We start from the raw sequence: 13,352 nt of genomic DNA, 5'->3' as shown, positions 1-13,352 counted from the left end.
CTTTAGCACGTCTATCTGGCGACAAAGTGTAATCTGCATCATTCTTTAGATTGATTATTCATGCAGAATTTTATAGATGGTGCGTGCCATTACCTCGCCTAAACCCGGCACAAATGTTAATTCTTTTTCGGAGGCATTCAACACTCCTTGAATACCGCCAAAATGGGTAAGTAAATCACGGCGACGTTTCGGCCCTAGCCCCGGAATTACCTCCAATACTGACCCCGCACGGCGCTTATCGCGTTTAGCGCGATGACGGGTAATGGCAAAGCGATGCGCTTCATCGCGAACCTGCTGAATTAAATGCAACGCTTTGTGGTCTTCTGCCAATTGAATTTTAGTGCCATCGGTAAAATGTAAGGTTTCTAAACCCGGTTTACGTCCCTCGCCTTTAGACACGCCAATCATAAATGCATCCAAACCAAGGTCTTGCATGACTTGCATGGCCATATGCAATTGCCCTTTTCCGCCATCAATCAGCAGTAAATCGGGCAGCATGGCTTTTTTATAACGCCGCGTCAGCGCTTGTCGCATGGCGGCATAGTCATCTCCAGCTTGAATATCTTGAATGGAAAATTGTCGATAATCGCGCTTACGTGCACCGCCTTGGTCAAACACCACACACGAAGCAATGGTCGCCTCGCCCATGGTATGGCTAATATCGAAACATTCAATCCGATCCACCGTGCGCCCAACCACTTGTTGTAGCTGATAAAAACGCTCGTGCAATTCAAGATGATTACTCAGCTGCGCTTTAATGGCATGCTGTACATTCATTTGTGCAAGCTGCAACCATTCCGCCCGCGTTTCGCGTACGTTCGATTTAATGTGAATCTTTTTATTAAACTGTTGTGAAAAGGCCTGTTCTAATAAGGCCCGATCAGGCAGATCAACATTCACAATCAATTCATTGGGGATTTCATCGGCAACCTGAAAATAAAAGTTGGTCATAAAATCACTCAGCATTTGCCCCAAATCATCGCCAAGCATGTCGGGCACGTAGCTTTTACCCCCTAACATTTTACCATTTCTGACATGCATAATTTGTACGCAGGTCACCCCGGCTTGATGGGCAATCGCCAAAATATCGGCCTCACCTTTAATTTTATATACGGCTTGTTGCGCACCAATTTCACGCAATAACGCCAAGCGATCGCGATAAAAGACTGCCTTTTCAAATTCTAATTGTTCGGCAGCCTGCTCCATATTTTGAATTAATTCTTGGTTTAATTCTTTGGTGTCACCTTTTAAAAAGCGAATTGAATTTTCGACATCTTTGGCATAGTCTTCGGGACTAATCAGCCCCACACAAGGCGCACTACAGCGCTTAATTTGATATTGCAGGCACGGCCGTTTACGCTGGGAAAAATAGCTATTTTCACACTGGCGGACATTAAATAATTTTTCTAGGGTTAATAATGTATCGCGAGCACTGGCCGCACTTGGATATGGGCCAAAAAACTTACCTATTTGATGTTTGCCTTTGCCTCGGCCACTGGCAATTCTTGGATATGGCCGATCGCTCGACACGAAAATATAAACATACGATTTATCATCGCGCAGCATAATATTGTATGGCGGACGATGCAGCTTAATTAAGTTTTGCTCAAGCAATAACGCTTCGGTTTCGGAACGAACAACCAGCGTTTCAATATCGTAAATACGAGCCACCAAGGCTTGTGTTTTCGGATGCTCAATGGTTTTAGAAAAATAACTGCTAACACGATTTTTTAAATTTTTTGCTTTGCCCACATACAACAATTCGCCGGATTTACCCAGCATTTTATAGACCCCAGGCAGTTGGGTCATATTGCTTAACAATACGCTAAGGTGTTCGCGGGCGTTTGAATTCACAGGCATCTAAATATAAAAGGCTCTGCTGTAATGTGATGCTTCAATGGCCTATTTTCAAGCAAATTTGCTTAATTTATCGTGAAAATGCTGTGCGTTATAAACGGTAATAACTGTATTTGACGTCTTTTTCTTTGTACACGGCGTAGTTCTTTTGACGAAAATCTGACACCCAACCATCGCCAGTATAACCTGCGATATGACCATAAATATGGTCGCCAGTGCGCTGAATAATATAAATATCGCCTTGTTGTGGATCATCAAATTTCGGGCTAATTTTATGATAGCCATTTTTCTCTAAAATTCGCCCCCAATCGGAGGCCGCAATCGGATGCTGTGCTACATTGGCTCCGGCCACTTGCAACGCTATACGCACATGTTGGGCACATTTTTCGGTGCTGTATGGCGCAGAAATACTTTGTAATTTGCGGGCAAATTTATGCACATCAATATCGCTGCTAGGCTGGTGCACAGTATTTTTTTTCGTATGATGATGACGACCCTTCACCAATGCCTTTTTAGCATCTGTATGCGTTTGGACCGGATGCTTTTTTAGCGCATGTGGTTTTTCATGCGAACGTACGCGTGCATGAACGGCGGTATGTGCGGCTGATTGCACATGAACTGGGTGATGGTGAGCATGAATCATGATAAGAAAACCTATTTCTGTTAAGCCCGCTGCAAAAACCGCTCAATTTTAAAGGCCAAATCCTTAATCTCAACTTAATAGTTGTAACAGATTCTTATTCATTTTTCGTCTGACTAAAATATTGTTGGAATTCCGGCAACTTATCCTACACAGATGGCATCAAAAAGATTTGTATCTCAGCCCTGCTGGTTTTATCGTTCAATCTTCTAAATAGACAATTAAGATTAAGCGAGATTGACTTAAATGACATCTAGCGACTAAAAGCATCTCTATTCAACAGAACAACCACAATTTTGCTATATAATGATGATTTAAAACATAATATAAAATTTACACAGTCATTTTTTTCAGTGTTATTCTCGAAAAAATGAATCTTTTTAGCGGCATTGAATTTAAAAATGTATGACCATTGCGTCACAGCTTGATACAACGTAGCCGATTATTTTTAGCTATAGTGAGCTTAAGATAAAAAAGTTATGTATATCAGATTTTAAAATATACAGGTTCTTTGACATACAATCCTCCAGAATAAAGGAGATCAGGGCATGATCCACGCAGGTAACGCAATTTCAGTTCTCATGTTAGAGAATGGCATTGCAGAATTCCGCTTTGACTTACACAATGAGTCGGTTAATAAATTCAATAAAGCCACCATTGAAGATTTCCAAGCAGCCATTGGCGCTGTAAAAGCACATCCTGAAATTAAAGGTTTATTGGTCACTTCTGCAAAACCGACCTTTATTGTCGGTGCAGACATTACCGAATTCGGTGCCAGCTTTGCCTTAGGTGAAACCGCCATTAAAGACTGGTTGCTTAGCATTCATGACATTTTTAACAGCTTTGAAGATTTAGACATTCCCAAAGTGGTTGCCATTAATGGTAGTGCTTTAGGCGGTGGCTTTGAGATGTGTTTGGTCTGTGACTATCGTGTCATGGCAGAATCGGCACAAGTCGGCTTGCCAGAAATTAAACTGGGGATTTTCCCAGGCTTTGGTGGCACAGTCCGTTTAAGCCGTTTAATTGGTACCGACAACGCCATTGAATGGATGGCGTTGGCAGCACCGAAAAAAGCCGCGGCTGCACTTAAAGATGGCGCAGTCGATGCGGTTGTCAGTGACGATCAACTGCGTGACGCTGCACTGGATTTAATTCAACAAGCCATGTCGGGGCGTTTAGACTGGAAAGCCAAACGGCAAGAAAAATTGGTACCCATTAAGTTAAATCCACTTGAACAAATGATGACCTTCAACACCGCCAAAGGCATGGTTTTGGCAAAGGCACCACCTGCGCAATATCCTGCGCCAAAGTTCATGCTCGATTCACTGCAAGCATCGGTGACATTAACTCGTGACGAAGCGGTAAAAGTTGAAGCAGAAAGCTTTGCCAAAGCGGCAGTAACCCCGCAAGCCGAAGCCTTAATTGGTTTATTCATTAACGACCAAGTCGTTAAGAAAATGGCGAAAAAGCACGAGAAAGGTGCGCATCCTGTGAATCAAGCTGCGGTGCTTGGCGCAGGTATTATGGGCGGTGGAATTGCGTATCAAGCGGCAAGCAAAGGCACGCCAATCATTATGAAAGATATTGGTAATCCACAACTTGCACTGGGTATGAGCGAGGCCAATAAACTACTGACCAAACAAGTTGAACGCAAAAAAATGACCCCAGTGAAAATGGGTGAAACTTTGGCGCGTATTCGTCCATCTTTAAGTTATGACGAATTTAAAGATGTCGATATTGTGATTGAAGCAGTCACTGAAAATCCAAAAGTCAAAGAAGCGGTGCTGGCAGACACCGAAAGTAAAGTCCGTGACAACACCATTTTGGCTTCAAATACCTCAACCATTTCAATTACCCGTTTGGCCAAAGCGTTAAAACGTCCTGAAAATTTTGTCGGTATGCACTTCTTCAACCCTGTACACATGATGCCGTTGGTAGAAGTCATTCGTGGTGAGCATACGTCTGAAGAAGCTGTGGCAACCACCGTGGTCTTGGCTCAAAAAATGGGTAAAACTCCGATTGTGGTGAATGACTGCCCAGGGTTCTTGGTCAACCGTGTGCTGTTTCCTTACTTTGGCGCTTTCGACTTATTGCTTAAAGATGGCGCAGATTTCCAACAAATTGACAAAGTCATGGAAAAATTCGGCTGGCCGATGGGCCCTGCATATTTAATGGATGTAGTGGGCATTGACACAGGCGTACATGGCGCAGAAGTGATGGCAGAAGGTTTCCCTGACCGCATGAAGCCTGATTTTAAAGGCTCAGTCCAAAGCATGTATGAAGCGAATCGTTTAGGTCAAAAAAATGATCTTGGTTTTTACAAATATGCCTTAGACAAAAAAGGTAAAAAAGCCAAAACCATCGACCCAACCGCGTATGAGGTGATTGCGCCTGTGGTAACAGGTGAAAAACGTGAGTTTGATGCACAAGAAATTATCGACCGCATGATGATTGCGCTGTGCAACGAAACCGTACGTTGTTTAGAAGACAACATTGTTGCCACGCCAAATGAAGCCGATATGGCCATGATTATGGGCATTGGCTTCCCACCATTTCGTGGTGGGCCATGTCGCTATGTCGACCAAACAGGTGTGGCGGAATATGTTGCTCTTTGCAACCAATACGCCCACTTAGGCAAGGCTTATGAAGCGCCACAATTGTTGCGTGACATGGCAGACAACAACAAGAAATTCTACGGTTAAGGAGCAACGTAATGACGACTTTAAACCCACGTGACGTTGTAATTGTAGACGGCGTACGCTCAGCAATGGGCAAAACCAAAAATGGCATGTTCCGTAATGTTCGTGCCGACAATTTATCGGCGGAACTCATTCGCGCGCTGGTTAACCGTAACGATTTCGACCCCAATGAAATTGAAGATGTGATTTGGGGTTGTGTCAACCAAACCCTAGAACAAGGTTGGAATATTGCCCGTAATGCCAGCCTTTTAGCTGACTTACCTAAAACCGTTGCAGGTCAAACCGTGAACCGTCTTTGTGGTTCATCGATGCAAGCCATTCACACGGCGGCGGCTCAAATTGCCACCAACCAAGGTGATATTTTCATTATTGGTGGTGTTGAGCACATGGGCCACGTGTCGATGATGCACGGTGTAGACATTAACCCTGAAGCGTCAAAACACTATGCCAAAGCATCGAATATGATGGGCTTAACCGCTGAAATGTTGGGCCGCATGAACGGCATTACCCGTGAAGAACAAGACGCCTTTGGTGTGGAATCGCACCGCCGCGCTTGGGCTGCAACCCAAGCAGGTCGTTTCAAAAATGAAATTGTGGGCATTGAAGGTCACAATGCAGACGGCTTTAAAATTCTGTGCGATGTCGATGAAGTGATTCGTGCCGATGCCAACATTGAAGCCTTTAAAGCCTTGCGCCCTGTGTTTGACCCTAAAGGTGGCACAGTCACCGCGGCGACCTCTTCGGCGTTGTCGGATGGTGCATCTGCCATGCTGTTAATGTCGGCTGAACGTGCCCAAGCTTTAGGTTTAAAACCACGCGCTGTGATTCGTTCAATGGCCGTTGCAGGCTGTGATGCTGCCATTATGGGTTATGGCCCTGTGCCTGCAACGCAAAAAGCCTTAAAACGTGCAGGTTTAAGCATTGCCGACATTCAAACTTTTGAATTAAACGAAGCCTTTGCCGCACAAGGTTTATCAGTGATGAAAGGCCTAGGTATTTACGACAAACAAGACCAAATTAACTTAAATGGTGGTGCAATTGCACTGGGGCATCCACTAGGTTGTTCAGGCGCACGTATCACCACCAGTTTGTTAAACGTGATGGAACAGCAAAATACGCAATTGGGCTTAGCCACCATGTGTATTGGTTTAGGTCAAGGTATTGCCACCATTATTGAACGCATTTAGTTCTTAATTTTTGTTCAAATCCTCGCTTCGGCGGGGATTTTTGTCCCTTAGTTGTCCCTATTTATACATTTGTCATATGTCATGATTCTTTTCGTAGCTAGAGGCTACATTACATTCACAAATAAATATATAGGCAACCAAATGAACTTTTTAGCAACTAATTTAACACAAAATCAAATCTTAGAAATTTCAAGCATTAGGTTCGAAAAATAAAAAGTTAAACTAGATAATTGGTTTTTATTTTATACAATCATACAAGAGGTTTAATGTAGATTAAAAAAATAGATGAAAATATTTTGTTCAGCGTATGACGGCTCATACACTTTAAATTTAACAGATTCATCCCTATTATTCACTTAACAAACATTAAAGAGCAATTCCCATGCGCGTAGATATTTGGTCAGATGTAGTCTGTCCGTTTTGCTATATTGGTAAAAAACGTTTAGAACATGTTGCAGCAGAAGCAGGCATTGAGCTTGAAATTTACTGGCATAGCTTTGAACTTGACCCAGACGCCCCTGCCGTTCATACCACCTCCAACACCGAGCGTCTTGCGCAAAAATACGGTCGTACTACCGCACAAGTGGAAGAAATGGAACGTCAAGTGGCGGCGATGGCAGCCGATGAAGGCATTGACTTTCAATGGCAAAAAGCCAATTCAGGCAATACGTTTAATGCACATCGTATTATTCACCTTGCTCAAAGCCATGGCTTAGGCAATGAAGCCGAAGAAGCATTCTTCTACAGTTACATGACCCAAGGTTTAAATATTGGCGAACGTGAAACCTTAGAAGATGTTGCGGCACGCATTGGTTTAAATCCTGTTGAAGTCGATGACGTTTTAGATTCAGATGAATTTGCTGAATTTGTTCGTCACGATGAGCAAATTGCTCGCGAACAACTTAATGTTACAGGCGTACCATTTTTCGTTTTTGATCAACGAATTGCTTTAGCTGGGGCACAACCACGCGATGTATTTGCCCACGTGTTAAAACAAGCTCAAGAAAAAAGCGATGCGGTAGAACCGAATACGACGAACACAGGCGCTACATGTAACGATGACAGCTGCTCGCTAGATTAATCATAAAATCGCTAACAGCATAAGATTTTTATCTTATGCTGTGCCATAAATTCAACTATTAACACGATTTTAAATTTTTTTTTAAATATTATCTATTTTCAATCTGTTAAGTTTGCCTATAATAAACGAGGAATGCCATGCCTTAGGGACTTCATCATGCAACAATTACAATTATTTTTACAAGAAAAAATAAGCTTAGATGAATTAGATCTCGATCAACTCATTGAATGTGCAAAACAACAAAATAATCCAGACTCGCCAGAATATCGTCTGCTTGAACTCACACTTAATCAAATTTTGCCGCAATATTTAGAACGAGCAAAAAAATATATATATCAGTGATTTGCTATGAATTTATTAGAAAAAGCATTAATTATTCAAGATATTAAGCATAATATTCAAATTATTGAGTCGACATCTTTGCCACTTTTCGAGCGAGCAAAAGCCACCCATCGCCTAAAAGAAATTTTTCAGTTTTGTGAGCAACCCATTTTTAAGAAAACCTATCCTGGGCTAACACGTTTTTATACGCCCGAACAAATGAGCACGGATTTGGTCGCCAAAAGTAACTTTCAAAAAAGTTATCGTGGGATGTTTCAAGAAGAAGGTTTGTTATTCGCTGCGCTGAATCAAAATCCCGTATTGGGTTGGGCAATTTTGTATGACGCGCCCACTAAAAAATGGCAAATTTGGCTGATTCCTCAGGCAAACAAAGGGGTTATTCACAGCAGTTGGAAGGATCAACTGAACGAAGCGTACCTGTGGTTGTCGCAACAGCAACACCTTTTACAATGCTTGATTGAAGACAACGAGATTGAGCAGATCTGCGATCAGGCAAGGCTTGAGCAATATACTGCACCTCAAGCAGCACCAATGCTGGTGCAGATTCCAACACAAGACAATATTGCATTTAAAGTTGGGCAATTTGTGGCGCAGCCAAGCTTGGTGCGGATTCCCACATTTGACCATGCAAACTACGTATTACATTTTGAACAACTCAAAGATTTAGATGCGCTTTTTGTCTATTTAAGTACATCAAAACAGCCGCAACACTTTTCTAATTCGCCGGTTATTGTTGCCGAACGCTTGAATTCACAACAACAATTTATGGGCTATCTTATTGTTTTTTCATGCAAAGACACTCAAATAGGTATGCAATTGGCGACAGAATATTGCAATCAATTTGAACAACAGCTTGGCATGGTGAAACAATTTTCGTGGCAAACATGGCAAGACAATGCCGAAAATTTAGAAAATTTCTATGACGCCTTCATTAATGCAACGCCGCTTTTAGAGGCTCAAACCGCTTTTGTATTCATTCCTAAAGCATTAATTTTGACACAACGCCTGATTACGTTTGACGAAGCGCCATCGACGCACGCCATGCCATTATTATTAATGCGCGAACGCTTAAAATATCGCATCATTCACGGCGAAACATGGATTGGCAATCATCCCGATGTGTTGGCTTATGCAAGCCTAGTGTTTTCACGCCAAGATGGTCTGTCTTTACAGCGTATGGATGCATTAATTGATACCTTGCCATCGCCAATATCGGCAGAAACACTCTATGCAAAAATTCAAACGGTATTGGCAGAAAAATAAAGGATTTAAGCTAAATTTAACTTCAACACAACACAATTATCGCTTGCGACAACGCGTTTAATCGCGTGATTTTCCTTTCATCTTGTAGCCGCTTATCTGTATGAAATTTTTCTGGTTCCCTTTATGTTTGTTCAGCCTGAGCATTTGGGCAAAAAATTTCGACACAGGGTTGCTATCGGCACATGGGTTGGGGCAAAGCAGTTGCAAAGCGCGTCATTCAAAGCATTATTTTAGACGCATTAAAGCGCAGCCTGAAAAAACAGACGATAACCCTTTTGCACCCCAATTTGACCCCAATTCGCCAGAACTTGCACGCCAACTGATGGCAGTATTTGGTGAGGATTCGCTGGCAGATCGAACACAGCGTACCTATCAAGCGCATCGCGTAATTCATAAATTTGGTTTTAAAAAAAGCACACCTACGCCGAAAAAAAAGCCATCGCAAAAATCTGGAATTAAAGCGGTCTTGTCCGATTTATCTAAACAGTTACCGTTTCAAAGTGACTTAAATTTGGGATCAAATTCTAATACCGATGTGTATGTCGAACTAAATGCACAAAAAGAATGGCAACTCAGCCCAGATCTAAACCTAAATACTCAGCAAACCTTTCGTTATGGCGCACAAAGTAAAAATTATTCCGAAACTTATTTTAATTTTACCCAAAAACAAGAACATCATGCGATTGCATCGACCGATTTATCAGTGACCAAAACCTATGAAGACACCTACAATTGGGAGAACCATTTATTTCGCAAACAGCATATTAGCCATGACCAAAGTTTAACCTATGGGCTGTATTCCAATGGTATTTATAATAAAGAAAAACGCGAAATTGAATTACAAAACTGGGGGCCATACCTTGCTTGGCGCCGTCCAATTTGGCGGACGTGGCTGTATCTAGAAAATGGCATCTCCTATTATGAAGACCGCAGCGACGACAACAGGCGCACCTTAAGCACCACCCTGCAATTCGAAATGAATTTTTAAAGCAGCGGCTCTGCATGCTCATGCACTGACAGAACGGTATAAATCACGTACACTGAGGCTTTCATTTTTACCGATTCGCACATTATGCTGACACCCCATTTTGATGAGCTACATGAAGATGATGTGATTCGCCCAGAACAAAAAGCGAAAGCCGCCAGTAAAAGTACATGGATAAGTGTGGTGGTGAATGTATGCTTATCTATTGCACAAATTGGCATTGGGATATTTTCTAAATCTCAAGGCTTAATTGCCGATGGCATTCATTCTTTAAGCGATTTGGTTGCCGATTTTATTGTACTCATTGCCAATCATTTTAGCCAAAAAGATGCCGATGAAAGCCATCCTTTTGGGCATTATCGCTTTGAAAACGCAGCCTCTTTCATGCTCGGACTGATTTTAGTCACCGTGGGCATTGGCATGTCTATTTCAGCCATTCATAAAATAACCCACCATGAAGCGATTCCCCAAGTACATAGTGTGGCCATTTATGTGGCGCTCAGTGCTTTGGTTGCCAAAGAATTGTTGTTTCGTTACATGCTTAAAATTGCCAAACAGGTGAAATCGAGCATGTTGGTTGCCAATGCGTGGCATGCCCGTTCGGATGCTGCGTCCTCTTTTGTGGTTTTGATTGGGATTGTTGGAAATTTGCTTGGCTATCCTATTTTAGACCCGATTGCAGCGCTTTTGGTGGGCTGCATTATTATTAAAATGGGCGCCGAGTTTGGATGGGATGCGCTAAACGACTTAATGGATCGCGCAGCAGACGAAGAAGATGTAGACGCTATTCGTGCAACCATTTTAGCCACAGCAGGAATCAAAGGCGTGCATAATATCCGCACCCGAAAAATGGGAGATATGATTATTATCGATGCGCATATTGAAGTCGATGGACATTTGAGTGTTCGTGACGGTCACGATATTTCGGTACAGGTTCGCAATCAAATTATGCAAAAACATCGCGTCATCGATGTCATTACCCATATTGATCCTGTTTAAAACGTGCGGCAGTTAAAATGGAAAACATATAAAAAACCGAGTGATCAACACTCGGTTTTTTATATTAGGCAGGATGTTTATTTCAACAATAAGTTATTGATGCGTTTGACATAAGCTGCAGGATCTTCAGGTAAACCGCCTTCAGCAATCATGGCTTGGTCAAAAATAACATTGGCTAAGTCTTCAAAATGACTTGAGCTGTCTAATTTTTTCACCAATGGATGTTCTGGGTTAATTTCCAAAATAGGTTTTAACTCAGGCACCGCTTGACCGGCCTGTTTAAGCATACGTACCAACTGTGGTGACAATTCACCTTCACCTGTAACCAAACAAGCTGGAGAATCGACCAAACGTGTGGTCACACGTACTTCTTGCGTTTTATCTTTTAAGGCGTCAGAGAGTTTTTCAACCACAGGTTTAAACGCTTCTGCGGCTTGCTCTAGGGCTTTTTTTTCTTCGGCATCTTGTAAATCGCCTAAGTCGACTGCGCCTTTAGATACGTTTTGTAGCGGTGTGCCATCGAAGTCATTGACGAAATTCATCGCCCATTCATCCACACGTTCAGACATCAATAACACTTCAATGCCTTTTTTCTTGAACAATTCAAGCTGTGGTGAGTTTTTGGCAGCGCTTAAGCTGTCGGCAGTTACGTAATAAATGGCTTTTTGGCCGTCTTTCATACGCGCTTTATAATCGGCCAATGAGGTAATGACGTCATCATTGTTCGATGTTGCATAACGTAATAATTTTAAAATACGTTCGCGGTTACCAAAATCTTCGCCTAAACCTTCTTTAATGACTGAACCGAATTCGCTGTAGAAAGTTTTAAAGTTGGCTTGGTCTTTTTCATCTTCAGATTTTGCCAAACCATCAAGCAAGGTTAAAATACGGCGCGCATTGCCTTCACGAATGGTTTTCACATCGCGGCTTTCTTGTAGCAATTCACGGCTCACGTTTAAAGGAAGATCGGCACTGTCGACCACACCTTGCACAAAACGTAAATAATTTGGAATCAGATTATCGGCATCATCCATAATAAAGACACGTTTCACATACAGTTTAATGCCGGCTTTGGCTTCGCGAGTGAAAATATCTTGTCCGGCTTTGCTTGGAATATACAACAATTGCGTATATTCAGTGTTGCCTTCCACACGATTATGCGACCACGCCAAAGGTGCGTCAAAGTCATGGCTCAAGTTTTTGTAGAACTCGATATATTGTTCTTCAGTCACTTCCGATTTATTGCGTGTCCACAGCGCACTTGCAGAGTTAATCGCTTCCCATTCATCGGTTTTCACATATTGACCCGCTTTCGGCTCTTCACCTTCTGCGACTTCTTCTTGTTGCCAAACTTCTTTTTGCATTTCAATTGGCAAGCTAATATGGTCTGAATATTTATTAATAATTTGCTTTACTTTATGGCTGTCTAAATACTCCAGCGCATCGTCACGCAAATGCAAAATAATATCTGTTCCACGACCTGCTTTGCTGATGTGCTGAACTTCGAAATCGCCTGTACCACCGCTAATCCAACGTACTGCTTGGTCTGCACTCACACCTGCACGGCGCGATTCAACGGTAATTTTTTCAGCAACAATAAAGCCTGAATAAAAACCAACCCCAAACTGACCAATTAACTGTGCATCTGATTTTTGATCGCCAGTTAATTTAGACATAAAATCTTTGGTGCCAGATTTGGCAATGGTGCCTAAATTATCAATCGCTTCTTGTTCAGTTAAACCAATACCATTGTCTGAAATAGTGATGATTTTTTGTTCTTTATCTAAACTGACACGCACACGTAAATCCGGCGCATCTTCATACAATTCTGGCTGATTAATGCCTTCAAAACGCAATTTATCGCAAGCATCCGATGCGTTAGAAATTAATTCACGCAAGAAAATATCTGGATTTGAATATAAAGAATGGGTTACCAAATGCAGTAATTGCGCAACTTCTGCTTGGAAGCTATGTTTTTGTGAAGCATTTTGTTCGCTCATGAATCACTCCTTTTTATCATTTCAATATGAGTAATAACGATGAACTTATTGATGGAGATAGTTATAAAAATTTCAATGCTTTTTGCACAGTGCAATTGCTTGCAAAAACAACAAATGATGCTTTTAGATAAAAAATGAGCACTCTATCGACATTTTAAAAGGATTGTCGCGTCAGCGCTTAAAAATAAATACAGATTTTATTTATAAAAAAAATCCCCATTACGATGAATGGGGGTTTTTCTTCTAACTCTGTTGCATTGAGACTTAGAAACGGTAGCTATAACCTAATGTATAAACCC

The 13,352-nt window shown here is 41.9% G+C and carries 10 protein-coding genes; 7 read left to right on the top strand and 3 right to left on the bottom strand.

What is annotated here, in order from left to right; translation table 11 throughout:
* Positions 1–54: 54 nt before the first annotated feature.
* Positions 55–1,854 (bottom strand): excinuclease ABC subunit UvrC, encoded by a 1,800-nt coding sequence (gene uvrC, locus I2F62_RS02400; RefSeq protein ID WP_324625430.1) that lies wholly within the window; start codon positions 1,852–1,854, stop codon positions 55–57.
* A 94-nt stretch (positions 1,855–1,948) separates the two neighbouring features.
* On the bottom strand, positions 1,949–2,500 hold the full coding sequence (locus I2F62_RS13165; protein WP_420713701.1) for a CHAP domain-containing protein: 552 nt from the start codon (positions 2,498–2,500) through the stop codon (positions 1,949–1,951).
* Between the two features lie 545 nt (positions 2,501–3,045).
* On the opposite strand from I2F62_RS13165, the gene fadB reads away from it, so the two are divergent.
* The 7 genes from fadB to I2F62_RS02360 all read left to right on the top strand — a co-directional run bounded on the left by fadB (position 3,046) and on the right by I2F62_RS02360 (position 11,053).
* Positions 3,046–5,199: a fatty acid oxidation complex subunit alpha FadB gene (fadB, locus tag I2F62_RS02390; RefSeq protein ID WP_324625429.1), complete on the top strand. Its 2,154-nt coding sequence runs from the start codon at positions 3,046–3,048 to the stop codon at positions 5,197–5,199.
* A gap of 11 nt (positions 5,200–5,210) precedes the next feature.
* The gene (fadA, locus tag I2F62_RS02385) at positions 5,211–6,383 is read left to right on the top strand and encodes an acetyl-CoA C-acyltransferase FadA (RefSeq protein ID WP_324625428.1); all 1,173 of its coding nucleotides are present in this window, start codon (positions 5,211–5,213) and stop codon (positions 6,381–6,383) included.
* Between the two features lie 382 nt (positions 6,384–6,765).
* Positions 6,766–7,464 carry a DsbA family oxidoreductase gene (locus I2F62_RS02380; protein ID WP_324625427.1) on the top strand — a complete coding sequence of 233 codons (699 nt, stop codon included), beginning with the start codon at positions 6,766–6,768 and terminating at the stop codon, positions 7,462–7,464.
* A gap of 156 nt (positions 7,465–7,620) precedes the next feature.
* Positions 7,621–7,806, top strand: coding sequence for a hypothetical protein (locus I2F62_RS02375; RefSeq protein WP_324625426.1), 186 nt, complete (start codon positions 7,621–7,623; stop codon positions 7,804–7,806).
* A 6-nt stretch (positions 7,807–7,812) separates the two neighbouring features.
* Positions 7,813–9,069 (top strand): hypothetical protein, encoded by a 1,257-nt coding sequence (locus tag I2F62_RS02370; RefSeq protein ID WP_324625425.1) that lies wholly within the window; start codon positions 7,813–7,815, stop codon positions 9,067–9,069.
* 100 nt (positions 9,070–9,169) lie between these two features.
* The gene (locus tag I2F62_RS02365; protein ID WP_324625424.1) at positions 9,170–10,057 is read left to right on the top strand and encodes a hypothetical protein; all 888 of its coding nucleotides are present in this window, start codon (positions 9,170–9,172) and stop codon (positions 10,055–10,057) included.
* Between the two features lie 84 nt (positions 10,058–10,141).
* Positions 10,142–11,053: a cation diffusion facilitator family transporter gene (locus tag I2F62_RS02360; RefSeq protein ID WP_324625423.1), complete on the top strand. Its 912-nt coding sequence runs from the start codon at positions 10,142–10,144 to the stop codon at positions 11,051–11,053.
* 77 nt (positions 11,054–11,130) lie between these two features.
* Here I2F62_RS02360 and htpG read toward each other — a convergent pair whose 3' ends face one another.
* Entirely contained in the window at positions 11,131–13,053 is a 1,923-nt protein-coding gene (htpG, locus tag I2F62_RS02355; protein ID WP_324625422.1) for a molecular chaperone HtpG, read from the bottom strand.
* Positions 13,054–13,352 lie beyond the last annotated feature (299 nt).

Source organism: Acinetobacter sp. MD2(2019) (genome assembly GCF_035615615.1).
Classification (GTDB): domain Bacteria; phylum Pseudomonadota; class Gammaproteobacteria; order Pseudomonadales; family Moraxellaceae; genus Acinetobacter.
This window is presented reverse-complemented; position numbering and strand designations above follow the sequence as displayed.

Coding starts and splice junctions, on each gene's coding strand:
- I2F62_RS13165 (WP_420713701.1), bottom strand. CDS start 2,500: ATGATTCATGCTCACCATCACCCAGTTCATGTGCAATCAGCCGCACAT.
- fadB (WP_324625429.1), top strand. CDS start 3,046: ATGATCCACGCAGGTAACGCAATTTCAGTTCTCATGTTAGAGAATGGC.
- fadA (WP_324625428.1), top strand. CDS start 5,211: ATGACGACTTTAAACCCACGTGACGTTGTAATTGTAGACGGCGTACGC.
- I2F62_RS02380 (WP_324625427.1), top strand. CDS start 6,766: ATGCGCGTAGATATTTGGTCAGATGTAGTCTGTCCGTTTTGCTATATT.
- I2F62_RS02375 (WP_324625426.1), top strand. CDS start 7,621: ATGCAACAATTACAATTATTTTTACAAGAAAAAATAAGCTTAGATGAA.
- I2F62_RS02370 (WP_324625425.1), top strand. CDS start 7,813: ATGAATTTATTAGAAAAAGCATTAATTATTCAAGATATTAAGCATAAT.
- I2F62_RS02365 (WP_324625424.1), top strand. CDS start 9,170: ATGAAATTTTTCTGGTTCCCTTTATGTTTGTTCAGCCTGAGCATTTGG.
- I2F62_RS02360 (WP_324625423.1), top strand. CDS start 10,142: ATGCTGACACCCCATTTTGATGAGCTACATGAAGATGATGTGATTCGC.
- htpG (WP_324625422.1), bottom strand. CDS start 13,053: ATGAGCGAACAAAATGCTTCACAAAAACATAGCTTCCAAGCAGAAGTT.